At 63.2% G+C, this 23,187-nt stretch carries 23 protein-coding genes; 10 read left to right on the top strand and 13 right to left on the bottom strand.

Annotated elements, in window-relative coordinates; all coding sequences use genetic code 11:
• Window positions 1-100: 100 nt before the first annotated feature.
• Window positions 101-544: a PPC domain-containing DNA-binding protein gene (locus AC0L2B_RS08335; RefSeq protein WP_473744890.1), complete on the bottom strand. Its 444-nt coding sequence runs from the start codon at window positions 542-544 to the stop codon at window positions 101-103.
• A 253-nt stretch (window positions 545-797) separates the two neighbouring features.
• Between AC0L2B_RS08335 and AC0L2B_RS08330 the strand changes: the two genes are divergently transcribed.
• On the top strand, window positions 798-1,586 hold the full coding sequence (locus AC0L2B_RS08330; protein WP_473510082.1) for a TIGR02587 family membrane protein: 789 nt from the start codon (window positions 798-800) through the stop codon (window positions 1,584-1,586).
• Window positions 1,583-2,029: a TIGR02588 family protein gene (locus AC0L2B_RS08325; RefSeq protein ID WP_023801355.1), complete on the top strand. Its 447-nt coding sequence runs from the start codon at window positions 1,583-1,585 to the stop codon at window positions 2,027-2,029. The genes AC0L2B_RS08330 and AC0L2B_RS08325 overlap by 4 nt, the downstream gene beginning before the upstream one ends.
• A 163-nt stretch (window positions 2,030-2,192) precedes the next feature.
• Here AC0L2B_RS08325 and AC0L2B_RS08320 read toward each other — a convergent pair whose 3' ends face one another.
• Entirely contained in the window at window positions 2,193-3,905 is a 1,713-nt protein-coding gene (locus AC0L2B_RS08320) for an HAD family hydrolase (protein ID WP_287319060.1), read from the bottom strand.
• 88 nt (window positions 3,906-3,993) lie between these two features.
• Window positions 3,994-4,965, bottom strand: a complete 972-nt coding sequence (locus tag AC0L2B_RS08315) for an SDR family oxidoreductase (protein WP_023801357.1) — start codon at window positions 4,963-4,965, stop codon at window positions 3,994-3,996.
• 279 nt (window positions 4,966-5,244) lie between these two features.
• Here AC0L2B_RS08315 and AC0L2B_RS08310 point away from each other — a divergent pair, with 279 nt between their 5' ends.
• Entirely contained in the window at window positions 5,245-6,777 is a 1,533-nt protein-coding gene (locus AC0L2B_RS08310) for an FAD-dependent oxidoreductase (RefSeq protein ID WP_473744889.1), read from the top strand.
• A gap of 39 nt (window positions 6,778-6,816) precedes the next feature.
• On the opposite strand, the gene AC0L2B_RS08305 is transcribed toward AC0L2B_RS08310, so the two are convergent.
• The 4 genes from AC0L2B_RS08305 to AC0L2B_RS08290 all read right to left on the bottom strand — a co-directional run bounded on the left by AC0L2B_RS08305 (window position 6,817) and on the right by AC0L2B_RS08290 (window position 10,592).
• Window positions 6,817-7,587, bottom strand: coding sequence for a TIGR01458 family HAD-type hydrolase (locus AC0L2B_RS08305; RefSeq protein WP_473744888.1), 771 nt, complete (start codon window positions 7,585-7,587; stop codon window positions 6,817-6,819).
• 98 nt (window positions 7,588-7,685) lie between these two features.
• Window positions 7,686-8,639, bottom strand: coding sequence for a dihydrodipicolinate synthase family protein (locus AC0L2B_RS08300; protein ID WP_473744887.1), 954 nt, complete (start codon window positions 8,637-8,639; stop codon window positions 7,686-7,688).
• Window positions 8,629-9,624, bottom strand: coding sequence for a Gfo/Idh/MocA family protein (locus AC0L2B_RS08295; protein WP_473744886.1), 996 nt, complete (start codon window positions 9,622-9,624; stop codon window positions 8,629-8,631). Before AC0L2B_RS08295 ends, AC0L2B_RS08300 begins: the two co-directional genes overlap by 11 nt.
• Entirely contained in the window at window positions 9,621-10,592 is a 972-nt protein-coding gene (locus AC0L2B_RS08290) for a Gfo/Idh/MocA family protein (RefSeq protein ID WP_473744885.1), read from the bottom strand. Before AC0L2B_RS08290 ends, AC0L2B_RS08295 begins: the two co-directional genes overlap by 4 nt.
• A gap of 110 nt (window positions 10,593-10,702) precedes the next feature.
• Here AC0L2B_RS08290 and AC0L2B_RS08285 point away from each other — a divergent pair, with 110 nt between their 5' ends.
• The 7 genes from AC0L2B_RS08285 (at window position 10,703) to AC0L2B_RS08255 (ending at window position 17,941) form a co-directional block, all read left to right on the top strand.
• A complete protein-coding gene (locus AC0L2B_RS08285) occupies window positions 10,703-11,452 on the top strand; it encodes a FadR/GntR family transcriptional regulator (protein WP_023801363.1) in 750 nt (249 codons plus the stop codon).
• A 40-nt stretch (window positions 11,453-11,492) separates the two neighbouring features.
• On the top strand, window positions 11,493-13,079 hold the full coding sequence (locus AC0L2B_RS08280; protein WP_473744884.1) for an ABC transporter substrate-binding protein: 1,587 nt from the start codon (window positions 11,493-11,495) through the stop codon (window positions 13,077-13,079).
• A gap of 82 nt (window positions 13,080-13,161) precedes the next feature.
• Window positions 13,162-14,121: an ABC transporter permease gene (locus tag AC0L2B_RS08275; protein WP_027154064.1), complete on the top strand. Its 960-nt coding sequence runs from the start codon at window positions 13,162-13,164 to the stop codon at window positions 14,119-14,121.
• Window positions 14,121-15,023 (top strand): ABC transporter permease, encoded by a 903-nt coding sequence (locus AC0L2B_RS08270; protein WP_287327350.1) that lies wholly within the window; start codon window positions 14,121-14,123, stop codon window positions 15,021-15,023. The genes AC0L2B_RS08275 and AC0L2B_RS08270 overlap by 1 nt, the downstream gene beginning before the upstream one ends.
• 19 nt (window positions 15,024-15,042) lie before the next feature.
• Window positions 15,043-15,960, top strand: a complete 918-nt coding sequence (locus AC0L2B_RS08265; RefSeq protein ID WP_473744883.1) for a dihydrodipicolinate synthase family protein — start codon at window positions 15,043-15,045, stop codon at window positions 15,958-15,960.
• A gap of 2 nt (window positions 15,961-15,962) precedes the next feature.
• Window positions 15,963-16,970, top strand: coding sequence for an ABC transporter ATP-binding protein (locus tag AC0L2B_RS08260; RefSeq protein WP_473744882.1), 1,008 nt, complete (start codon window positions 15,963-15,965; stop codon window positions 16,968-16,970).
• Window positions 16,971-16,972: 2 nt separating this feature from the next.
• On the top strand, window positions 16,973-17,941 hold the full coding sequence (locus AC0L2B_RS08255; protein ID WP_473744881.1) for an ABC transporter ATP-binding protein: 969 nt from the start codon (window positions 16,973-16,975) through the stop codon (window positions 17,939-17,941).
• 116 nt (window positions 17,942-18,057) lie between these two features.
• Here the strand turns inward: AC0L2B_RS08255 and thiD are convergent, their stop codons facing one another.
• The 6 genes from thiD to thiC are packed head-to-tail and all read right to left on the bottom strand — an operon-like array spanning window position 18,058 to window position 23,186.
• Window positions 18,058-18,822, bottom strand: a complete 765-nt coding sequence (gene thiD, locus AC0L2B_RS08250) for a bifunctional hydroxymethylpyrimidine kinase/phosphomethylpyrimidine kinase (RefSeq protein ID WP_473744892.1) — start codon at window positions 18,820-18,822, stop codon at window positions 18,058-18,060.
• Window positions 18,813-19,418 carry a thiamine phosphate synthase gene (locus AC0L2B_RS08245; RefSeq protein WP_473744880.1) on the bottom strand — a complete coding sequence of 202 codons (606 nt, stop codon included), beginning with the start codon at window positions 19,416-19,418 and terminating at the stop codon, window positions 18,813-18,815. The genes thiD and AC0L2B_RS08245 overlap by 10 nt, the downstream gene beginning before the upstream one ends.
• On the bottom strand, window positions 19,415-20,188 hold the full coding sequence (locus AC0L2B_RS08240) for a thiazole synthase (RefSeq protein ID WP_473744879.1): 774 nt from the start codon (window positions 20,186-20,188) through the stop codon (window positions 19,415-19,417). The genes AC0L2B_RS08245 and AC0L2B_RS08240 overlap by 4 nt, the downstream gene beginning before the upstream one ends.
• A gap of 4 nt (window positions 20,189-20,192) precedes the next feature.
• Window positions 20,193-20,390 (bottom strand): sulfur carrier protein ThiS, encoded by a 198-nt coding sequence (gene thiS, locus AC0L2B_RS08235; RefSeq protein WP_473744878.1) that lies wholly within the window; start codon window positions 20,388-20,390, stop codon window positions 20,193-20,195.
• Window positions 20,359-21,360 carry a glycine oxidase ThiO gene (gene thiO, locus AC0L2B_RS08230; RefSeq protein WP_473744877.1) on the bottom strand — a complete coding sequence of 334 codons (1,002 nt, stop codon included), beginning with the start codon at window positions 21,358-21,360 and terminating at the stop codon, window positions 20,359-20,361. Before thiO ends, thiS begins: the two co-directional genes overlap by 32 nt.
• Entirely contained in the window at window positions 21,357-23,186 is a 1,830-nt protein-coding gene (gene thiC / locus AC0L2B_RS08225; protein ID WP_473744876.1) for a phosphomethylpyrimidine synthase ThiC, read from the bottom strand. Before thiC ends, thiO begins: the two co-directional genes overlap by 4 nt.
• Window position 23,187: the final 1 nt, after the last annotated feature.

The following is a 23,187-nucleotide window of genomic DNA, read 5'->3' as shown; positions in this document are numbered from 1 at the left end:
TCCGCGCTTGGCTTCAGGCATCGAGATCGATCAAGGCGATGCCGAGTTCCGGACGTTTTCTGCGGCGCAGATGACCAACTAGCCTGATCCGCGCTTGGCTTCAGGCATCGAGATCGATCAAGGCGATGCCGAGTTCCGGACGTTTTCTGCGGCGCAGATGACCAGGCGTTTCCACCAATGTGACTTCGAGTGTCGGCCGAACAATGCCATCGAGCAGATGTCCGCCCTTCGTGCTGCCGTCGCGCAATCCGAGCACCGCATGGACGTGAAGGCTGGGCTTGCCGTCGTCGCCGATCGCAACGTCGCCGATCGCGCTGAGCACCTCGCACTGTTCCAGCACCGGGATTTTCCGATAAGTTTTTTCCTCGATGTCGAACCAGCCGACAGTCGCCTTTTCGAAGGCGCCGAGCGCGGTCAGCGAGGCACCACCAATATCGTGATCGACAGCGAAAGATGTGAGCGCCGCGAACGCTTCCTCTCCGGGATCAAGCACCACTACGAACATCCTTTGTCCGGCGCTTTCGGCGACGAGCTGCGATTTCATGATTTCACTCCAGACGCTGTGTCGGCTTTGCCTTGTCTTTCGATCGAGAGTTTGAACGGAAAGCTGGCTCGCGAGTTCCCAACAGGTTTGGCTTGGGTTTGAACATCGCAGCGCCGTTCGACTGTGGCGAAGATGCAGTGGCCGGAACAAGATTGCCCAGGAAGCATTGTTCCTCGCAGGCTATCTCAGAGGAGCGGACGTGGCGCCAACCGATATCATCGTCAGGCATGCGCCAACGCCGCGTGAGTTCTGGATTGGTCTTGGGCGTGCCTTTGCCGGAGCGTTGATCTTCGCCGTCCCGGTGCTGATGACCATGGAAGCCTGGGCGCTGGGCTTTCACCTTCACCCACTGCGGCTCGCCCTGTTCCTCGCTGTCACTCTGCCAATGCTGGTGCTGCTGCACAAGTACGGAGGCTTTCGCCAGACGGTGGCGCTCCGCGACCGCATCGCCGATGCTTTTGTGGCCATACTTGTGGCCGCTGTGGCGGCTACGGCGGTGTTTTTCATTTTCGGCATCGTGACCGTCGAAATGCCGCTACGGGAGGTGATTGGCAAAATTGCGGTGCAAATTGTCCCAGGCAGTCTCGGAGCATCCTTGGCACGCGCGCAACTCGGCCCGAGCTTGTTGGAGGAGGAGGACATTCCCGAGCCCGGCTACACCGGAGAGCTGTTCCTGATGGTGGTCGGAGCGCTGTTTCTTTCGGTGAACATCGCACCGACGGAAGAGGTCGTCCTCATCGCCTACAAGATGGAGCCCTGGCAGGAAATCGCCCTGGTGGTGGTCACCCTCGCTCTCATGCACGCCTTCGTCTATGAGTTCGAATTCCGCGGCTCGCACAGTCCCGAGCCGGGCGCCGGATTCGTCAGCATCTTCTTTCGCTATGCGATCGTCGGCTATGTCCTGGTAATGCTTGTGAACCTCTACATCTTGTGGACCTTCGGCAGGACCGATGGCGCCGGCTTTTCGGAGACACTCAGTGCAGTCGTGGTTCTGTCGTTTCCTGGCGCGCTCGGGGCGGCGGTTGCGAGGCTCATTCTGTGACAAGGAACCCGGCAAAAGGCGACAAGCAACAGAAGCAGCAATCCGATAACAAAGCAAAGACACGCAAACCCGGGACTTCGGTCACGGAGTGGGTCGTGGCGGGCATAAGCTCCGTAGTCCTGCTTGCCGTGCTCGGTTATCTTGTCGTCGATGGCGTGAGCACGCGCGATGGGACCGCCCGGATCGTTGTGGTGCCGCTCGCGGTCGCGGTCACCGAGGGGGGCTACGTGGTCGAGTTCGCCGCTGCAAACAGGGCGGGGAAATCAGTTGCTGCTGTCGAGATCAAAGGTGAGCTCCGCAACGGCGATGAGGTCGTCGAGGATAGCAGCGCTACGCTCGACTATGTCCCACAGAATTCCCAACGGAAGGGCGCGTTGATCTTTCGTCGCGATCCCGAGGCCTATGACCTGCGCCTCTTTGCCATTGGATATAGTGAACCCTGACCAGTCAAAACGCCATGGATGAAAGGGAACTCGGCGTGGATGACGCGGTCAACCGGCCACTGCTTCGCCCTGCTGTAAAAAGCGACATGGCTGCAGAGAACCAACACGGCCGGTGCCTCCGAGAATGATGTGCGTGGGCGATCCTTTCGCACCCTATTCCTCTCTATTCCTCCGGGGCGGTGGCAGGAGCCGTATAACGGCGACGCACCGCATCCAGAACGTGCTTGCGGCTTTCCTGCGCCGAGAGCATTTCGTCCTTTTCCGCCTCGGCGGTCTCGCGCGCCAGATCCTTGTCCCTGATCTGTCGGCGAAACCATTCGGAATAGTCGCCGGCGCGCAGGTGATGCTCCCAGGTTCTGTCGTCGATGCCCTCGGCAATCTGAGCGAAGATCATCAGGTTGTGGGCCCGGAGGTTCATCGCGTTGTCGGGACCTCTGAAATAGAAGCTGCCGGCCTCGTCGAGTTGACCTTCGGCATATTTGCGGCTGTGACGCTTGAGCGACTGGCGCGGCTCGATCGCTTTGACCATGGCAATTTTCTTGCGGGCTTGCGGCCGCCAGAACAGCACACGCTCGCCTTTTGGCGAGGGAATATCCTTTGGCGGCTTGGTGTCCGTCTCCTGACAAAAGGCCTTGATGACATTCTTGGCCTTAGGACCGAGCGCAATGACGGCAGTGACCAGACGCAGGGCGTCGGTCGAGATCGCTTCCGGATGAACGGTGATCAGGACAGTGCCCGGCAATTCCAACGACAGGATGGCGCGCGTGTCGTCGCGCTTCCTGGGCAGAAGATGATGCGCCTCGTCGATGACCAGCCAATGCGGCCTCGCCGTACGGTAGCGGAAATTGCCAAGACCGGGGAGCAGGTCGGCAAAGAAGCCTGGTCGCTCGTTGACCCGCAACGCCAGCCCGTTGACGACCACATTGGTGTCGGGCTTTTCGATCAGGTCGAGCACTTGTGCCTTTGTCGGTTCGCTTGAGGCATCGCCTACCCGGACGGCGCCTTCGAGGCCATCATAGTCGCCTTCCGGATCGAAAACGCAGAATTGGAATCCGTTCTCGACGAAGCGTTCCGTCAGCGCGGTGGCCAAGGTGGATTTGCCGATGCCGGAGCTTCCGGCGATCAGAACCGTGTCGGTCGGCGTCAGATAGACTTCGTCGCCGCCGACCGAACCGAGAAGGATGCCGTCACGGGCTTTTCGGACAAATTCCCGATCACGCTTTACCAGCTTTTCGATCAGTTCCTCGACGCCCTTTCCACGTGCGCCGCGCGTTACAAGATCCGCTGTATCCTTGACCGCCGCAAGGGCGTTCTCGACAGCGACGCTGCAGCCGCAGGCCCGCAGGAACGCATGATCGTTTTCAGCATCGCCAATACCGACCACATTGTGTGGCGACAGCTTGAGGTCCTCAAGTGCGGCTGCCAGCCCGGCTGCCTTGTTGATGCCGGTGGGCAGCACCATCACCGCGCCCTTGTTGAAGATGATTTCCAGCTCCAGCCCGAGTTCCTTGATGACCTCAAGAACTGTTGCCTGGTGTGGTTCCCAGGTCGCGACGATCGACCGTCCGACTGAAAGCGGCTTGACGCCGCGTTTCTTCAAACTGGCGACAAATTTCGGCGCCGGCGCCGGTGAGATCGCACGTTCTTCCTCGCTGGCAGGCGTGTAGATCAACGCCCCATTTTCGGCGACGACCTTGTCGAACACGCCGAGTTCGGGAAAAACCCGCTTGAGGTCGGGCAGTTCGCGGCCAGTGACGAGGATGAGCTTGCGGCCACTTTTCTTGAACCGTTCGAGGGCTGCAAGCGTCTTTTCGACTACGATCCCATCGTGCGCCAGCGTGCCGTCATAGTCCGTCGCCAAGGCAATGAAATACATCTGTCGACCATTTCATATCTGAGATCGCCGCTACCTCCGCCACAGGCGAGAGGTCCACGATGATCGAGGCAGTGCGGGCGACACGTTCTCAGTAGCCGCCGATGATCGGCAATATCTCGCCGGTGATGTAGCTTGAACAATGCGGCGAGGCGAGGAACACATAGGCCGGCGCGATTTCCTCCGGTTGCGCCGGCCGTTTCATCGGCGTGTCTGCGCCAAATTTCGAGACGTCGCCGGCTTGCTTGTCCGACGGGTTGAGCGGGGTCCACACCGGGCCTGGCGCCACGCAGTTCACCCGAATTCCCTTTTCGATGAGGTTGCCGGACAGCGCGCGCGTGAAGGCATGAATGCCGCCCTTGGTCATCGAATAGTCGACCAGCTGCTTCGAGCCCTCGATGCCGGTTATGGAGCCGCTGTTGATGATCGCCGAACCAGGCTTCATATGCGGAACGGCCTCCTGCGCCATGTGGAAATAGCCGTAGAGGTTGGTCTTCAGCGTCGTGTCGAAATGCTCCTCGGTCAGCTCACTGAAGTCGCTGGAATGGACCTGGAAAGCGGCGTTGTTGACCAGCACGTCGATCCGGCCAAATTCCTTCACCACCTTAGTCACAGCCTTGTGGCAGTGGTCGCGTTCGCTGACGTCGGCCTTGACCAGCGTGCAGCGCCGGCCCTCGGCTTCGACGGCCCTCTTCGTTTCTTCAGCATCCTTGTCCTCGCACAGATAGACGATCGCCACATCGGCGCCTTCGCGCGCATAGAGCACGGCCACGGCTCGGCCGATGCCGGAATCGCCGCCGGTGATGACGGCCACTTTGCCGTCCAGCTTTTTTGATCCGATATAGAATGGCGCGTCGTAAAGCGGCGCCGGCTCTATCGCCCATTCATGCCCTGGCTTCGGCTGGTGCTGCTCGGGAAAGGGCGGCTCGGGATATTTGCGTGCTCCGGCCTGCATGGCGCCTTGTTGCTTGCCGTTGCCCTTCGTTTTGTCCTTGGCGTCGATGCCGCGCTGGATGTGGCGTTGCTTGGCGGCCTCGCCGGCGATTTCCGATTTCCTCTGCATGGCTGTCTCCTTGGCTTGGAGAACGAACAACGCATGTCCGGCGAAAAAGTTTACGCGACGGCGTCATTCCTTCGGCAACGAATCCAAACGCCAGGAAATCGACGGCGTGTACTGCGCAACTGGCAACGAATGACGCGGCCGGACGTTTGGGCACAAGCGGTGTCCGAGAACCTGAAGGCGCGCTGGCCAAGCAGAAGGTATTCCGAGGCTGGTGACCTGACGATTTCCCGCTTGTCGGCCGTACAGGCGATCTTCTGGATCGCGCCAACGGAGAGGAAAATGGCTGAAGATCATGCCAAACCAACCGGGCCGGATCTGGTCGAGGGTATCGCGTTATCCGACCTTGCCGACGGCGGAAAGCTCCTCGGCCAATGCGGCGATGAGCCGGTGCTGCTGGTGCGCCGCGGGGCCGAGATCTTCGCCATCGGCGCGACATGCACACATTATGGCGGGCCGCTCGTCGACGGTCTTGTGGCGGAAGACACCGTCCGGTGTCCCTGGCATCACGCGTGTTTTGATTTGCGTACAGGCGAGGCCTTGCGCGCCCCTGCTTTCAGTCCACTCGCGTGCTGGTCGGTGGAACAACGAGATGATCGGATAGTCGTGGGCGAGAAACGCAATCGGACGGTGTCCAAGCCGCGCCCTGGCGGCTCCAGCCAGGCTCCCGAAAAAATCGTCATTGTCGGTGGCGGCGCCGCCGGTTTCGCGGCGGCAGAAACACTGCGGCGCGAACATTATCAAGGCAGCATTGTCATGCTCAGCAACGACGAAGCGCCGCCGGTTGATCGGCCCAATCTTTCCAAGGACTACCTCGCCGGCAAAGCACCGGAGGATTGGATTCCGCTGCGCCGAGAAAGCTTCTATTCGAAGAACGGCATCGACCTGCGCCTCAATGCGGATGTCGCCAGCATCGATGCACGTTCTGGCGAGGTTGTGCTCGCGGACGGGGCCCGGACTGCCTACGACCGGCTACTCCTGGCGACCGGAGCCGAACCGGTTCGCCTGACCATACAAGGCGCCGACCAGCCACATGTTCACACGCTGCGCTCGTTCGCAGACTGCAAGGCGATCATCGAGCGAGCCACGACTGCGCGCCGCGCCGTCGTGCTTGGCGCCAGTTTCATTGGCCTGGAGGTTGCCGCGGCGCTGCGGTCGCGCGCGATCGAAGTTCATGTCGTGGCGCCGGAAAAACGGCCCATGGAACGGATCATGGGTCCGCAAATGGCCGACTTCATCCGCGCCCTGCATGAGGAGAATGGTGTCGTATTCCATCTCGAGGACACCGCGGGCAGCATCGACGCCAGCGAGGTGAAACTCAGCGGTGGCGATACGTTGACGGCGGATCTCGTCGTCGCCGGCATCGGCGTGCGACCGCGGACAGGGCTAGCCGAAACGGCAGGGCTCACCCTTGATCGCGGTGTCGTGGTAAACGCCTTTTTGGAGACGAGCGCACCAGGCATCCTCGCGGCCGGCGACATTGCGCGGTGGCCGGATCCTCACAGTGGCGAGAACATTCGGGTCGAGCATTGGGTAGTTGCCGAGCGGCAGGGGCGAACCGCAGCCCTCAACATGCTCGGCCATCGCGAGAAATTTGTCGCCGTGCCGTTCTTCTGGAGCCAGCACTACGATGTTCCCATCAACTATGTCGGCCATGCCGCGCAATGGGACGAGATCGCGATCGATGGCGACATCGTTGCCAGGGATTGCCTGCTCCGCTTCAAGCGCGAAGGGCGCACGCTGGCTGTCGCTTCGATCTTCCGCGACATCGAAAGTCTGGCGGCCGAGGTGGAAATGGAGCGCCAGACGACCTAGCCCGGATATCTCAAGCGAAGCGCACGCTGTACGGCCGGTTCAGTCCCGGCGCGCAAGGATCCAGTCGGTCGCCGCCGCGAGATCTGCGACGGTTGCGGTCGGGCGCGGATCAAACCGTTTCTCGTCGCCCTGCCGGTATTTGCCGGTCCTCACCAGCAATGCGCCCGACAGTCCGGCGCTTAGCGCGCCAGCTATGTCGGCCTCGGCGTCGTCGCCGACCATGATCGCCTGGTCTGGCGGACAGTCCATGCTTGCCAGCGCCGACAGAAAGAATTCCGACGACGGCTTGCCGAGAACGGTTGCGCGTTTCAGCGAGGCAAATTCCAATGCCGCGACGAATGGCCCGGCATCGAGGCTGAGCTCGCCGTCGGCATCCCGAAACGTCCGGTTGGTGGCAAGGGCCAGCAATTCGGCCCCGGCGCTCAGCTCGTGGAACGCGTCATTCAACGCCGCATAGGTGAAGGCGTCTCCGGCATCGCCGACGATGACGGCGCGCTTGTCGCGATCCGGCAGTTCGCAAAAGTCCGGCGCAAGGCCGGGGTGAATCAGCAAATATGGCGCTCGGCCATTGCGAAGCAGCCAATCGCGTGCAGCGTGCGCCGGGGTGAAAACATCTGCCCTGGTAACGGTGAGTCCCATCGCCTGCAGACGTTCGAGAACGCTCTGTTTCGACGAGCGCGTGGTATTGCTTATGAAGCGTATGGCCAAGCCGGCCTGGCGCAAACGCGCGACGGCGTCGATCCCGCCTGGTATGGCGGTCTCGCCATTATAGATGACGCCTGCGAGGTCCAGCAGTACACCTCTTGTCATCGGTCCAGCATGACCACGAGTCCGTCAGGCGTCAAATCCGGAACAGGCCATGATTGTTCCCCTTGGATCACGGGGCAGGCACAGGCGATTAGCCGAGATCACTGCCACCATCCGGGGAGGGCCGTTCGTGCGGCTTGGGCCAGCGTCGCGATCGCCTCGTCGGGAACCGAGCTGTAGGGCCAGAGCAGTCGCGGGCCAAGCGGCGCCCAACCGCCGGCCGCCGCCATCGCTTTGTCGAGCGCCGCATCGCTGACGTCATAGCGAGCGCGAAAAGGCAGTACGTGGGTGGCGAGAAAGGCCTGGATGCGCGTCTCGACCTCGGCAGCGGCCGCCGCGTCGGTGCGGATCGTCTGCCACCACATTACCGCGCCCTTGGGGTTAAGACAGGCGACGTTGGAGTAGCTGCCATGCGCTCCCTGGGCAAATCCGGTCGCCAGCGTATGGCCGGGCACGAAGACCGAAAATCCCGGCAGTTCGCGGCGCATGTCGGCGTACCAGCCGGGGTCGCCGCCCGGCAGCTTGGCGCCGACCAGCGACGGCACCGCTGCACGCAGCCTGGCGATGGCTTCGAGCGTCAGGCGGCGCTTGGCATGCGGTGGGTTGTAGAGCACCAGCGGCATGTCGGGCGCGGCCTCGCACAGGCCGCCGACGAAGCGCATGACCTCGCCGTCGCTGGGCGGCCACCAGTCGGGCAAGGTGAATTGCACCGCCGCCGGGCGAAGCGCCGACACCCGCATCAGCCGCTCGCGCGCGACGCGCGGATTGGACTGGCTGATGCCGATCTGGAAGGGCAGGCGCGCGCGGCCGCCAATCGCAGCCACCAGGGCGCAAAGCCGGTCGAACTCGGGCTCGGTCTGGCAGTGGAATTCGCAGGCCGTGCCGTTGGAATAGATGCCGTCGACACCTGATGCGCAGAGCCGCGCGATCGTTTCCTCCGTCGCTTCCCAGTCGATTGCCCCGCGATCGTCGATGGCCAGCATCACCGCCCCCCAGACGCCGCGCGGCACGTGTGAGGGCAAGTGGCTCAAGTGGTCGTCGAAATCAGGGCGCACCGGCGATCTCGTGCTCGCGGCGCGTTTCGTTCGACGCAAAGGCGGCCTCGATGATGCCGATGATCTTGCGGCCATAGGCGCCGTCGACCGGCACCGGCTTGTCGTCGGCAATGGCATCGCGCATCGCGCTCCATTCGCGCACCAGCGCGGCAAGCATCCAGTTCGGCTCGAATGAGCCGGGCAGGTCGGCCCAGGCCGTGTCGCGGCCAAGCATCGTGCCGCGGCCCATGTCGATGCGCAGCGTTGCCTGCTCGCAGACCAGGTCCATGGCGTAGCCGGCCGCGCCATTGCGATAGCCGACGCTCTGCACCTGGCCGAGCCCGCCGCCGGCGAAGCGCAGTCCGAGCAGGGCGGTGTCGTCGGCTTCCTGGTCATGGGACATGGCGCCAAGCATGGCGCTCACCGACACGACGTCGTCATCCATGAGCCAGACCAGGCGGTCGAGCGCATGGATGCCGGCCGTCAACAGCATGCCGCCGCCGGTGGCCTTGCGCAGATGCCAGTCGCGGCGATTGTGCTCCATCCACAGCTTGATGATCCAGCTCGATCCGACGAGCGGCCGGCCGAGCGTTCCTTGCTCAAGCATCTGCCTGGCCGCCATGCAAGGCAGCGCGAAATGCATGAGATGGGCGACCATCAGCTTGACGCCAGCGGCGGCCACGGCGGCGTTGATCGCATCGCAGGCCGCCGCCGTCGGCGCCATCGGTTTTTCGAGCATGATATGCTTGCCGGCGTTCGCCGCGCCGATCGCCATTTCGGCATGCAGATGGTGAGGACTGGCGATGAGGACTGCCTCGACTTCCTTGTCGTCCAGCAGCTTGCGCCAGTCGGTGTAGCCGCGACCACCATGTTCGCTGGTGAAGGCGGCCAGGGCATCGTTGTTCCCGCGGCACGATGCGACGAGATGCAGGCCCTGCACCTGCTTGATTGCCCTTGCATGGGCGGCGCCGAAATCGCCCGCTCCGATAATACCTATTCCAATCATCGTCCTGCCTTTTCATACGCGGCGTCGATCAGCGACATCGCCGCAACATAGTCATCGATCGAAGTCGCCGGCGGCGCTTTTCGAGCCAGCCGGTCGAGCGTGTCGCTCATGCACAGGCGGTAGCGCGTCGCCGGCAATTCGATCGGCAATTCGATGATAGCGCCATCGTCGAGCGTCGCACAGAAGGCGCGCTCGCCATAGTCGATGAGGGTCGCATTCTCACTGACGATACGCCATTCGAAATCGCCGCCGGGGCGCATCGAAGCAAAAGTGTATCCGGCCTCGACGACGAACAACGCTCCGGCAGCGTCTTCCAGTACAAGCAGCGCATGGTCCTCGACCGGGGCGCGGTGAATGCGGTTCTCGATCGAAACGGTTTTTAGCCTGAGCGCGCCGGTTGCCAGGCCGAGCGCGGCATTGACGCCGTGTATGCCGAGGTTCCTCAGCGCGCCGCCGCCAACGATCGCCGGATCCACCACCCAGGCGACGCCGTCGGCCGCATAGCGCTGCGGCGGGCCATTGACCAGCCGGAACTGGCAATGAGCAATCGCACCGGCGCGGCCTTGGCTGCGCAGCCGTTCAAAGGCAGTGGCGGCCGGCCCAAAGCGGTTGGGCAGGGGAACGCTGACAAAGGCCTGGTGCTGCCTCGCCAGCTCGCTGAGCGCGGCTAACGCTGCGGTGCTGCTGGCCGCCGGCTTTTCCAGGATCAGCGGTATGCCGACTTCGATCACGGCACGGGCCCGCGCCGGCACCGTCGAAGGGTGTCCCATCAGCAGGATCGCGTCCGGCGGGCCGGAGAGGATTTTCGCAAAATCGGCGATGAACGGCAAATGATGGCGGGTTGCGAAGGCGCGCGCATGCTGCGCGTCCTCATCCCAGATGCCGGCAATCTCGGCGCCGCAAAAACGTGCAGCGTCGAGATGCATTTCGGCGTGCCAATGGCTTGAGCCGGCCAGGACGATCTTCATTCAGCGCGTAATCCTCTTGCTTGCAGGATATCCTACAAGTCGCTATGCTACAAGCATCGACCGCTTTGCGACGCGCCATCGGCCGCAATTGCAGCGGCGCTGGGAGAAAAATGCCGGAACCCAAGTTGAGCTCGGAACCCAAGTTGAACCCGGACCAAAAATCGATCGAACCGCTGGCCCGACCGCCGCTGCTTCACGTCAGCGTGCAGGAGAGCCTGAGGAAATATATCCAGAGCAACCAGCTCAAGGCGGGCGACCCCTTGCCTCCGGAGACCTTCCTGGCGCAGCGGCTCGGCGTCGGCCGCAACTCGGTGCGCGAAGCGATCAAGGCACTGGAGTCGATCGGCATTCTGGAGACGCGTCGCGGCATCGGCGTGTTCGTCAAGGAATTCTCGTTCAAGCCCTTGCTGGATAATCTGGCATACGGCCTGCAGGATTCGCTGCGCGACGTCGAGGAACTGCGCGAGATCCGCCGTGTCCTTGAAACCGGCCTGATCGCAAAAACCATCGAGATGATCAGCGCCGAAGACATCGCCGCGCTGCGCCAGCTGACCGAAAGCATGCGGCGGCGCGCCGAGCGCCAGGAGAGCTTTGCCGAAGAGGACCAGCAATTCCATCAGTTGCTGTTCCGCTGCCAGAACAATCACATGTTGAGCGCGCTGATCGACATCTTCTGGGTGGCGTTCAACAAGGCCTCGAATTTCACCAGCCTCGACAATCCGACGCCGCTGGCGACCTGGCGCGACCATCACGAGATCGTCGAGGCCGTCGCCGCCAAGGACGTCGACCGGGCGCGCGAGCGCCTCGACGACCACTACAGGGGTATTCAGCAAGTGATCGCCAAAAACCGGATTACCTGACCCAACGCCGAACTACCTGACAATGCCAAGGGAGGAAACCATGCGCATCAGAACTATAGCTCGTCATCTGGCCATCACCGGGCTGCTGCTCGGCGGCATTAGCCTTGCCACCAGCGTCCAGGCACAGGGCGCCAAGACCATCACCGGAGGCTTCGATGTCGGCCCCGGCGGCTTTCCCAAGAACTTCAATCCGTTGGCTGCGACCGGCGGCTTTACCTGGCTCAGCACCTATTTTGAACCGCTGGTCATCTACAACGCCGAACTGACCGAACTCGAAGGCGATCTGGCCAAGGACTACAAGGTCAGCGACGACAAGCTGACCTACACGTTCAACCTTGCCCAGGAGAGCTGGCACGACGGCAAGCCGTTCACATCCAAGGACGTCAAGTTCACGCTTGAGCTCGCCAGGAACAAGGCCTCCGGCAGCCTGTTTGCCGCGCGCCTCGGCGACATCGCGTCGGTCGACGCGCCGGACGATCGCACCGTGGTCGTCAAATTGTCGAAGCCCAACGGCTCCTTCCTGTCGATTCTCTCGCAGGTGATGATCCTGCCGGAGCATGCCCTGGCCGCGATGCCGCCGGAAACGCTGGCCACGAGCACCTGGTGGTCCACGACGCCGGTCGGCACCGGCCCCTTCAAGTTCAAGCGCTATGTCAGCGATCAATATGTCGAACTGGCCGCGGATGACGAGTATCGCGGCGGCAAGCCGAAGGTCGACGTGCTCATCAACCGATATTTCGAGAGCCCGGCGGCGGCCGTTGCGGCGCTGCGCGCCGGCGAAATCCAGTTCACCTATGTCGAGCCCGACGACGCGGTAACCTTCAAGAGCGACAGCAATTTCAAGCTGATCGAGGGCGCCTCCTATGTGGTCAACTACATCGGCCTCAACCAGAAGGTCGAGCTCTTTAAGGATGTTCGCGTGCGCCAGGCGATCATGTACGCGATCGATCGCAATGCCATCATCGAGAGCCTCTATGGCGGCGCGGCCAAACCGGCCAATTGCGGCTACGTCGCGCCGCACCTGCTTCCCGAAGGTCTCGAACCCTATGCCTATGATCCTGCCAAGGCCAAGGCTCTGCTTGCCGAGGCGGGCTGGGACAAGATCAACGGCGACAAGCCGATCACCTTGCTGACCTATTACGGCTCGCCGCAAGCCGCCAACGTGATGGCTGCCATCCAGTCGATGCTGGCCGAGGTCGGGATCAATGTGGTGCCGCGCGTCGTCGATACGCCGACTTATAACGGCATCGTCTACAAGGAAGGCACGCCGGACTGGAACGCGTTTGCGATGGTCTATGCCGGCCTGCAGAACGGTCCCAATCCGGCCGGCATCAGCCCGGGTCTCAACAAGTCCCAGATTCCGCCGGCAGGCTTCAACACCATGCGCATCGAGTTCGATGATCTCAGCGCCGCGTTGGACGCTGCGCTCGCCCAGACCGATCCGGCCAAGATCGATCAATCCTGGCAGCAAGTCTGCAAGGTGATGAACAAGGATCTGCCCTGGGCGACATTATGGGTGGCCAACCGCTATGGCGTAGCCTCCAACAAGCTGCGTGACTTTGTCTGGACGCCGGCGCCGGGCGGCGGTCCTTATGCGGCTCACCCGGAACGCTGGGACATCCAGTAAAACGGCTGGCGGGCCATTCCGGCCCGCCAATGATACGGGCCGGCACGATGCCGGCTCCGCTCACCATCGCCACGGACAGCCAATGCTGAGTTTCATTGCCCGCCGCAGCGCTACAGGACTGTTGATGCTGGTCGCCCTGAGCGTCCTCATCTTCATCCTTCTGCGGCTGGCGCCCGGCGATCCGATCGATGCCTATATCAATCCGTCCAGCCCGATGTCGGCTTCCGACCTCGAAGTCCTGCGCGACCGGCTTGGGCTCGACCAGCCGCTTCCCGTGCAATACCTCGCCTGGCTTCGCGCTGCGCTCGGCGGCGACTTCGGCTATTCGATCCAGCGCAGCGGCGTTGGCGTGCTGCCGCTGGTCATGGAGCGCATCGGCCCGACCGCGCTGTTGATGGGCACCGGCCTGGCCATCGCCATCGTGCTCGGCATTTCCGCCGGCATCTTCAGCGCCGTCCGCCGTAACACGCTGCCCGACATCGCGCTGTCGGTGGTTTCCTTCGTCGGCATCTCCAGCCCGGCGTTTCTGACGGCACTTCTGGGACTGTACTTTTTCTCGGTGCTGCTGCGCTGGGCACCATCAGGCGGCATGCAGACCGCCGGCGCGCCTTTTTCCGTAGCGGACGTGCTCGCGCACCTGGTCCTGCCCGCCTGCCTGCTGTCCATCGGACACGCCGCGCTGATCATGCGCTACATGCGCGCGTCGCTGCTGGAAGTGCTCAACCAGGACTATGTGCGGACCGCACGTGCCAAGGGCGTGCGCGAATTCTGGGTGATCATCAAGCATGCAACCCGCAATGCGCTTTTACCGGTCATCACCCTGATCGGGTCGACGGTCGGCATAGCGATCGGCGGCGCCATCTTCCTCGAAAGCGTGTTCAACTGGCCGGGCATGGGCCTGCTGCTGGTCAACGCCGTCGGCACAAGGGACTACCCGGTGATCATGGGCGCCACTCTGGTAATCGGCATCTGCGTCATTCTGGTCAATCTCCTGACCGATATCGTCTATGCCGTCGTCGACCCGCGCATCCAGGTGTCGTGATGACGATCACCGCACCAGATCCGACAATCGACCCGACAGCCGGGCCGCAAACCAAGGGACCGCTTCGCCGCGCGCTCGGCCGGTTCTTTGAAAATCGTGCGGCGCGCGCCGGTCTGCTTATCGTCATCCCCATTCTGCTGGCGGTCTCGACCTATTCCCTGTGGTGGCCGTTCAGCCCCAACGCCATCGATCTCAGGGCGATCAACAAGGGGCCGTCCGCCATTCATTGGCTAGGCAGCGACGGCGTCGGCCGCGACGTCATGGCCCGGCTGCTGCAAGGCGGACGGATCTCGCTGCTGGTCGCCGTCTGCTCGGTCGCCATCTCGATCGTCATCGGCTTCCTGGTCGGCGCTGTCGCCAGCTTCGGCGGGCGCCTTGTCGACGGCACGGTGATGCGCTTCGTCGACCTCGCCATGACGCTGCCGCCGGTGATCTTCCTGCTCGTGCTCGCTTCGATCGCCGGCACCGGCATCGCGCCGACCATCCTGGTGATCTCGCTGCTCTCCTGGCCGGTGCTGTCGCGCATGGTGCGCGCCCGGCTGCTCGAGCTGCGCGAGCGTGACTTCGTCGTCGCCGCCCGTGGCATGGGGGCGGGGCTGCCGCATCTCCTGTTCCGCCACGGCCTGCCGAACTGCATCGACATTCTTGTCGTCTACGCCACGCTGCAGATCGCCAATGCCATTCTGCTCGAAGCCGGCCTTTCCTTCCTCGGCCTCGGCATCGCACCGCCCGAAGCCAGTTGGGGCAACATGCTCAATCTCGCCCGCTCCACCGTGGTGCTCGAGCAATACCCCTGGCAATGGATGTTTCCCGGCGCCGTACTCGTGCTCACCGTGCTGGCCATCAACTTCATCGGCGATGGCCTGCGCGATGCATTCGACCCTCGTTCCGATCTCAACTGACCTGAAGGTTTTTGAAAAAATGCCCCTGTTTACCGGTGTCGTGCCACCCGTCGTCACCCCACTCCATTCCGATCTCAGGGTCGATTTTGCGTCGTTCACGCGGACCATCGAAAACCTGCTCGACGGCGGCGTTCACGGCCTGTTCGTGCTCGGCTCGACCAGCGAGGTGGTCTTCCATGACGAGGCCGGCCGCCGGGCCATCATCGAGCACGCCGTCAAGGTCAACAATGGCCGCGTTCCGATCTTCGCCGGGGTCATCGACCCGACAACCGATCGCGTCATCAACCACGCCCTAACAGCCAGATCGGCCGGCGCTGACGCAGTCGTGGTCACCGCGCCGTTCTATGCCCGCACCAGCCAGCCCGAGATCGGCGATCACTTCCGCTACATCAAGGACGCAGTCGACATCCCGATCATCGCCTACGACATCCCGGTCTGCGTCCATGTCAAGCTGGAGCGCCAGACCACCGTCGGCCTTGCCAGCGAGGGCGTTATCGCCGGCATCAAGGATTCCAGCGGTGACGACGGCAATCTGCGTTATGTGCTCAAGGGCATGGCCAACGACCCGAATTTTTTCGGCATGACCGGGTCCGAGATCCTGGTCGACAGCGTACTTGCCATGGGCGCGCATGGAGTCGTGCCGGGCCTCGCCAATGTCGACCCGCACGGCTACGTCAGGCTGTGGAACCTGATGCAGGCGGGTCAGCACGCCGAGGCCCGCCTGGAGCAGGAGCGGCTGTTGAAGCTGTTCGAGATCGTCTGGATCTCGCTCGGCAGGACGAGCGCCGGCTCGGCCGGGGTCGGCGCCTTCAAGACCGCGATGAGGAGCCTCGGCATCATCGCCTCCAACACCATGGCGCGGCCGCAACGCAGCCTGAACGACGAGGAAGCCGCAAAGGTCGATATCATCCTTCGCGACGTCGGCTTGCTGCGCTGACCGTGGACGCTCCGATCCTCTCGATTTCCGGTCTGCGGGCGGTGTTCCGTATCGCCGGACGCGACATCGCCGCCGTGCAGGACATCGACCTGGTGATAGGTTCGGGCGAGACGGTTGCGCTGGTCGGCGAGTCGGGATCGGGCAAGTCGGTCACCAGCCTGTCGATCATCGGCCTGCTGCCGAAGAAGGTCGGACGCATTGCCGAGGGCTCGATCGCGCTGCGGCGCAGGGACGGCACGGTGACCGAACTGACCGGCCTCGATCCCGAGTCGCTGCGCAAGGTGCGCGGCAACGACATCGGCATGGTGTTCCAGGAGCCGATGACCAGCCTCAATCCGGTCTACAGCATCGGCGAACAGATTGCCGAGCCGATCCGCATCCATCTCGGCAGATCGCACCGTGATGCGGCCACTGATGCCGTGCGGCTGCTGGCTCAGGTCGGAATTCCCGACCCTGATCGGCGGGCGCGGCAATACCCGCATGAGCTATCGGGAGGGATGCGCCAGCGCGCCACCATCGCCATGGCCTTGTCGTGCGATCCGACCTTGTTGATCGCCGACGAGCCGACCACCGCCCTCGACGTCACTATCCAGGCCCAGATTCTCGACCTGCTGGCCGCGCTGCAAGCGCAACGCGGCATGGGCATTCTATTCGTCACGCACAATCTCGGCGTCGTTGCCGAGATCGCCGACCGGGTCGCGGTGATGTATGCCGGGCGCATCGTGGAATCGGGTCCGGTGAGCCAGGTGTTCAACCGTCCGCGTCATCCCTACACCGCCGGGCTGATGCGTTCGGTGCCGCGACTTGGCCAAGCCACCACGCTGAAAGCAGCAGGAACGCCGCTGCCGACCATCGCCGGCAATGTTCCATCGCTTGCCTTGCTGCCCAAGGGCTGCTCTTTCGCGCCGCGTTGCGCCCTGGCTGTCGATGCCTGCCGCACTGCTGTACCGCCATTGTTCGCGGCGACGTCGACCCAGCAAAGCCGCTGTTTGCGCTGGGAGGATCTCTGACAGTGAACGCTCCCTTCCTTTCAGTCAGGAACCTGACCAAGCATTTTGCGCCGACGGCGTTCTCGCGCGGTCCTGTCGTCAGGGCGCTGGACGATATTTCCTTCGACATCGCGCGCGGCCAGGTGGTCGGCCTCGTCGGCGAATCCGGGTCGGGCAAGACCACGATCGGCCGCTCGGTGCTGCGTCTCATCGAGCCGACGTCCGGCGAAATAAGGTTTGACGGCGTCGATATCACCAAGCTGAGCGCCGGGCCTCTGGCTCGCCAGCGCCGCAAGATGCAGTATATTTTCCAGGATCCGTTCGCCAGCCTGTCGCCGCGCATGACCATCGGTCAGATCCTGACCGAAGGCCTCGATATTCAGGGCATCGGCAGCAGGCGCGAGCGGCGGGCGAAGGCTGAGAAGGCGCTTGCTGCTGTTGAGTTGCCAGTCGATGCCTATGATCGCTACGCCCACGAATTTTCGGGCGGGCAGCGCCAGCGCATCGGTATCGCCCGGGCGCTTACGCTCGAACCCGAATTCATCGTCGCCGACGAGCCGGTCTCTGCCCTCGATGTCTCCATTCAGGCGCAGATCATCAATCTTTTGCGCGACCTGCAGGTCCGGCTCGGCCTGACCATGCTGTTCATTTCGCATGACCTGGCCGTCGTCGAATATATCTGCGACACGGTGATCGTTCTCTACCTCGGCCGCATCATGGAAGTCGCGCCTGCTGCCGCGCTCTATGCCCGGCCGCAGCATCCCTATACGCGCGCGCTGCTCTCGGCCATTCCGTCGCTCGACCCGCTGGCCAGGCAAGGCCGGCAGGTGCTGAAGGGCGACATTCCAAGCCCGGCAAATCCGCCGACCGGGTGTGTTTTCCGAACCCGCTGCCCGGTTGCCCTCGACGCTTGCGCCGGCATCGTCCCGCCATTACGGGCAACAACGTCCGATGGCCATTTGAAGGCCTGCATTCGCGACGACATCGCTTGAGACAAGACCCGACAAGGCGATTTACTTCGCGTGCTGTCTGAGAGACTCTCCGAAGGAAGGCGAAGAACCGGCCGCCAGCTTGCTGCCCAGAAAAGCCCCCGCCAAGCTCAACCGCCTCAATCCCGAGAGATCGATTTCCGAAGCTTCTCGAAAACCAACAGCTTGCTTTTGCGCACGCCGTCTTCAAGCAGGCTTCCGTTTGCCAGGTGCGCGGCGATGGCGCTGGCCAGCGCGCAACCCGTCCCGCGCATCGATCCGCCAAGACGCGGCGCATCGAAGCGGATGGGCTCTTGATCGGCGCGCAGCAGGATGTCCGTCGATCGACACCCCGCGGCGTGGCCGCCCTTGATCAGCAGGGCCTGCAATCCGGCGGTGAGCAATTTCTGACCTTGTTGCAATACGCCGTCCTCGTCGATGGCCAGGTCTGAGCCGGCAAGGACAGCCAGTTCGATGAGGTTGGGTGTGACGAGACGGCAAAGCGGGATGAGTTCATGCTTCAGGACGCCGATAGCGCCTGTGTCCAGAAGCGGCCAACCCGAAGAAGAGACCAGCACCGGGTCGATGACTGCCGGTATCTGTGGGTTTTGGCGCAGCACATCCGCGACGGCGACGACGGTTTGCTCCGTCGCGAGCATGCCGATTTTGATCGCCCCGACCGCATTGGCTTGCAGCGCGGCACGCATCTGATCGGCCACCAGCCCGGGTTGCAAATTGTGGATTTGCGCGACGGCTTCATGCGTCTGCACCGTCACGGTGGTACTGGCAAGGCAGGTGCGCAAGTCGAGGGCGGAAATCGTCTCAATGTCGCGGGCTATGCCGGCGCCGCCGCTGGAGTCCGAGCCGCCGACGACAAGCACATGCGGTTCGCGCCTCAACGCCATCGGCTCGTCTTTTCGATCCACTGGCGCGTTCGCGCTTCCGGATCGGCATCCAATGTAATGTCGGTCACTACCGCGGCGCTGTCCGCACCGGCACCGAAGACGCCCTCGATCCGGTCGGGATTGAGGCCGCCAATCGCGACCAGAGGTGTCGGCGCGATCCGGCGCTTCCATTCGCCAAGCCGTTCGAGCCCCTGCGGCGCCCATTTCATCTGTTTCAGGATGGTCGGATAGACTGGGCCGAGCGCGATATAGTCCGGTCTGGCGGCAAGGGCTGTTTCGAGTTCGAGATGGTCGTGCGTGCTGAGGCCGAGACGGAGACCTGCAGCCCTGATCCGGGTAAGGTCCGCCGCTTGCAGATCTTCCTGTCCGAGATGAATGAAATCGCAGTCCTCCTCGATCGCCAGCCGCCAGAAGTCATTGATGATGAGCTGGCATTTGTATCGGGCGCACAAGGCCTTCGCCTTGCGGATCTCGGCGCGCAACGCAGCCTCGGCGAGGTTCTTGACGCGAAGCTGCACCAGCCTGACGCCGAGCGGCGCCAGCCTTTCAATCCAGGCGGCGCTATCGACGATCAGATAAAAAGGATCTAGTTTCATTGAAAGACTGCCCGGCCGATTGTCGGCGTCGATGGGACGGCGAGGTCGCGTGGCTCGAGCAGGCCCGAGCGATAGGCCTCACGGCCGGCATCGACCGCCTTGCCGAACGCGCGCGCCATGCCGATCGGATCGGCGGCCTTGGCCACTGCCGTGTTGAGCAGCACCGCGTCGAAGCCGAGTTCCATCACAAGAGCCGCGTGAGATGGGCGGCCGAGGCCCGCATCCACGATCAGCGGGATATCCGGGAAATGGCCGCGCATCGAGCGGAGCGCGGTGATATTTACCGGTCCAAGCGCAGAACCGATCGGCGCGCACCAGGGCATGAGCACCCTGCATCCGGCTTCCAGCAATCGCTCGGCGACGACGAGATCGTCCGTCGTGTAAGGAAATACAGCAAAGCCGTCGTCGCACAGGATTCGCGCGGCCTCGACCAAGCCGAAGACGTCAGGCTGCAGCGTGTCATGATTGCCGATCACCTCGAGCTTGATCCAGTTCGTGCCGAAGACCTCGCGCGCCATATTTGCGGTCGTGACGGCTTCCTTGACGGAGTGACAACCGGCGGTGTTGGGTAGGACATGCAGCCGCAGCGATTGGATAAGCGACCAGAATTTCTCGCCACCCTTGCCGCCGGCCATTTCGCGGCGCAATGAGACGGTCACCGCGGACGCGCAGGATGCCTTGACCGCATCGGCAAGAATGGCGGGCGAGGGGTACTGCGCGGTGCCGAGAAGCAGGCGCGACGGAAGCTTGGTTCCGTAAAGCTCGATCACGTCACTAACCTCCTTGCATGGGTGAGAGGATTTCGATCCGGTCGCCGTCCTTCAACTGGAGCAGCGCCCGCTCAGTCGCGTGCACAACCTCGCTGTTCACTGCCGTTGCAAGCCAGTTGCCTTCGTAGCCGAGCGCCGCGAGAAGCTCCGCCAGGGTGGCGGCGGTGATCTCATGCGCTTCGCCGTTGACCGTCAGTTTCATCAGCAAGTTCCAGCGGTTTGTCAGAATCGAAAACAAGGTCGGCCGCCCGACGCGCCATGGCGGGGGCCAGAAGGAAACCATGGCGGTAGAGCCCGTTGATCGCGACGCTCCTGCCATGCGCTTCGACGCGCGGCAGGTTGTCGGAAAACGCCGGTCGAATGCCGACGCCCGTCTCAACGATCGCGGCCTCGCCGAAGGCGGGATGAACCGAATAGGCGGCGTTCAGGAGTTCCATCATCGCCCGCACCGTGACCGGCTCCGTGGACAGACTCTCGACCATCGTTGCACCCGCCATGAAATGGTGGTCGGCGCGCGGCGCTAGATAGAGCGGCAAACGCGGGTGCAGCAGCCTGACCGGGCGCGACAGCGAGATGTCCGGTGTACGCAGGATCAGCATCTCGCCGCGAACGCCGCGAAGCCTTTCATCGCTGGACGCCATTCCCATGCAGTCGATCTCGCGGTCGAATCCCGTCATGTGCAGGGCGTCCATTCCGAAGCGGAACTCGACGCCGCTTCCGGCGAGTTTTTCATGCAGCGCCGCCATTGCACGGCGTGGGTCGAGATGGGCTTCGCCCGGGAAGAACAGCCCGCGACGGAAGCGGCCGGCGAGATCGGGTTCCAGGAGCGCGATTTCGTCTTCGTCGATCCGCCGATGACCCGACGTGCGGCTTGCAAACCGGTCGAGTTCGCCCGCATCCCGCGGCATTGCCAGAACGAGCGTTCCGGCCCGCGTGACATGACCCGGCAGGACAGCATCCCACCAGTCGGCGGCATCGCGTCCGAGATCCAGCACCGGCTGCTCGGCGCTTTCGCGCTCGCACCAGGGCGCCAGCATGCCGCCGGCCATCCATGATGCGTTGCCGCCAAGGCCATGCCGGGTCTCGGCAATGGTTACCGCAGCACCGCGGGCGGCGAGTTCGAAGGCGGCGGTGAGGCCGGCGACGCCGGCCCCTTTGACCAGCAGCCTCATGACGGCTCCGGCATCTTCGGCATGGGCGGTTCGCCGTCCACTGGCATGTAAAGATTGCCGCCCTCGCGGTACTTCGCGGCCATCGCCGCCATGCCCTCTTTCTGTGCCTCGGCCCGAATGTCGTGGGAGATGCGCATCGAGCAGAATTTCGGCCCGCACATCGAGCAGAAATGCGCCAGCTTGTGCGCCTCCCTCGGCAACGTCTCGTCGTGGAAGGAGCGCGCGGTTTCGGGGTCGAGCGACAGGTTGAACTGGTCTTCCCAGCGAAACTCGAAGCGTGCGCGGGAAAGGGCGTCATCCCTGACCTTCGCCGTCGGATGTCCCTTGGCGAGGTCGGCGGCGTGCGCGGCTATCTTGTAGGTGATGACGCCCGTCTTGACGTCGTTGCGGTCCGGGAGACCGAGATGCTCCTTGGGCGTGACATAGCAGAGCATCGCCGTGCCGTACCAGCCGATCATCGCCGCGCCGATGCCTGAGGTGATGTGGTCGTAGCCGGGTGCGATGTCGGTGGTCAGCGGCCCAAGCGTGTAGAAGGGCGCCTCGCCGCAGACTTCGAGCTGCCTGTCCATGTTCTCCTTGATCTTGTGCATCGGAACATGGCCCGGCCCCTCGATCATGACCTGGCAATCCTTGGCCCAGGCGACCTTTGTCAACTCGCCGAGCGTTTCCAGTTCGGCGAACTGCGCCGCGTCGTTGGCGTCGGCGATCGAGCCGGGACGAAGGCCATCGCCGAGCGAGAACGACACGTCGTAAGCGCGGCAGATGTCGCAGATTTCCTCGAAATGCTCGTAGAGGAAGCTTTCGCGGTGATGATGCAGGCACCACTTGGCCATGATGGAGCCGCCGCGCGACACGATGCCGGTGACCCGGTCGACCGACAGCGGGATGTAGTGCAGCCGCACACCGGCATGGATGGTGAAATAGTCGACGCCCTGTTCGGCCTGTTCGATCAGCGTATCGCGGTAGATTTCCCAGGTCAGGTCCTCGGCGATCCCTCCGACCTTCTCAAGCGCCTGGTAGAGCGGCACGGTTCCGATCGGCACAGGCGAATTGCGGACGATCCATTCGCGGATGTTGTGGATGTTGCGACCGGTCGACAGGTCCATGACGGTGTCGGCTCCCCAGCGGATCGCCCAGACCATTTTTTCGACCTCTTCGGCCATCGACGAGGTGACGGCTGAATTGCCGATATTGGCATTGATCTTGACCAGGAAATTGCGGCCGATGATCATCGGCTCGCTCTCCGGGTGGTTGATGTTGGAGGGAATGATAGCCCGTCCGCGCGCTATCTCGTCGCGCACGAATTCCGGCGTGACGAAGTCCGGGATCGCCGCGCCGAAAGAGTTGCCGTCGCGCTGCATCCCGCCGCGTAAGCTCTCGCGGCCGAGATTCTCGCGAATGGCGACGAACTCCATTTCGGGGGTGATGATCCCGGCGCGCGCATAGGCAAGCTGCGTCACCGCTTTGCCCGTTTTTGCCTTTAGCGGCCGGTGGCGCACGGGAAATTCCGGCGTCAGGCGCTCACCTGACGCGAAGCCGTTGTCCTCCGGCCTGACACTGCGGCCATCGTGGAATTCGACGTCGCCGCGCGCCGTAACCCATTCATGGCGAAACCTGGCGAGGCCCTTTTCGATGCTGGTTTCGACAGTCGGGTCTGTATAGGGGCCGGACGGATCGTAAACGGTGACAGGCGGTTCGCCTGCCGTAGGGTGGACGGCGATTTCCCGCATCGGCACTTTGATGTGCGGATAGAGGACGCCGGACTTGTGGATTTTCCGTGAGGCAGGCAGCGGTCCCGTTGAGACCGCTGGGGTTAGGGCATTCATA

The sequence above is a fragment of the Mesorhizobium sp. WSM4815 genome, from assembly GCF_055811575.1.
Note: the sequence above shows the minus strand (reverse complement) of the source record. Positions and strands in the feature narration are given on the sequence as shown.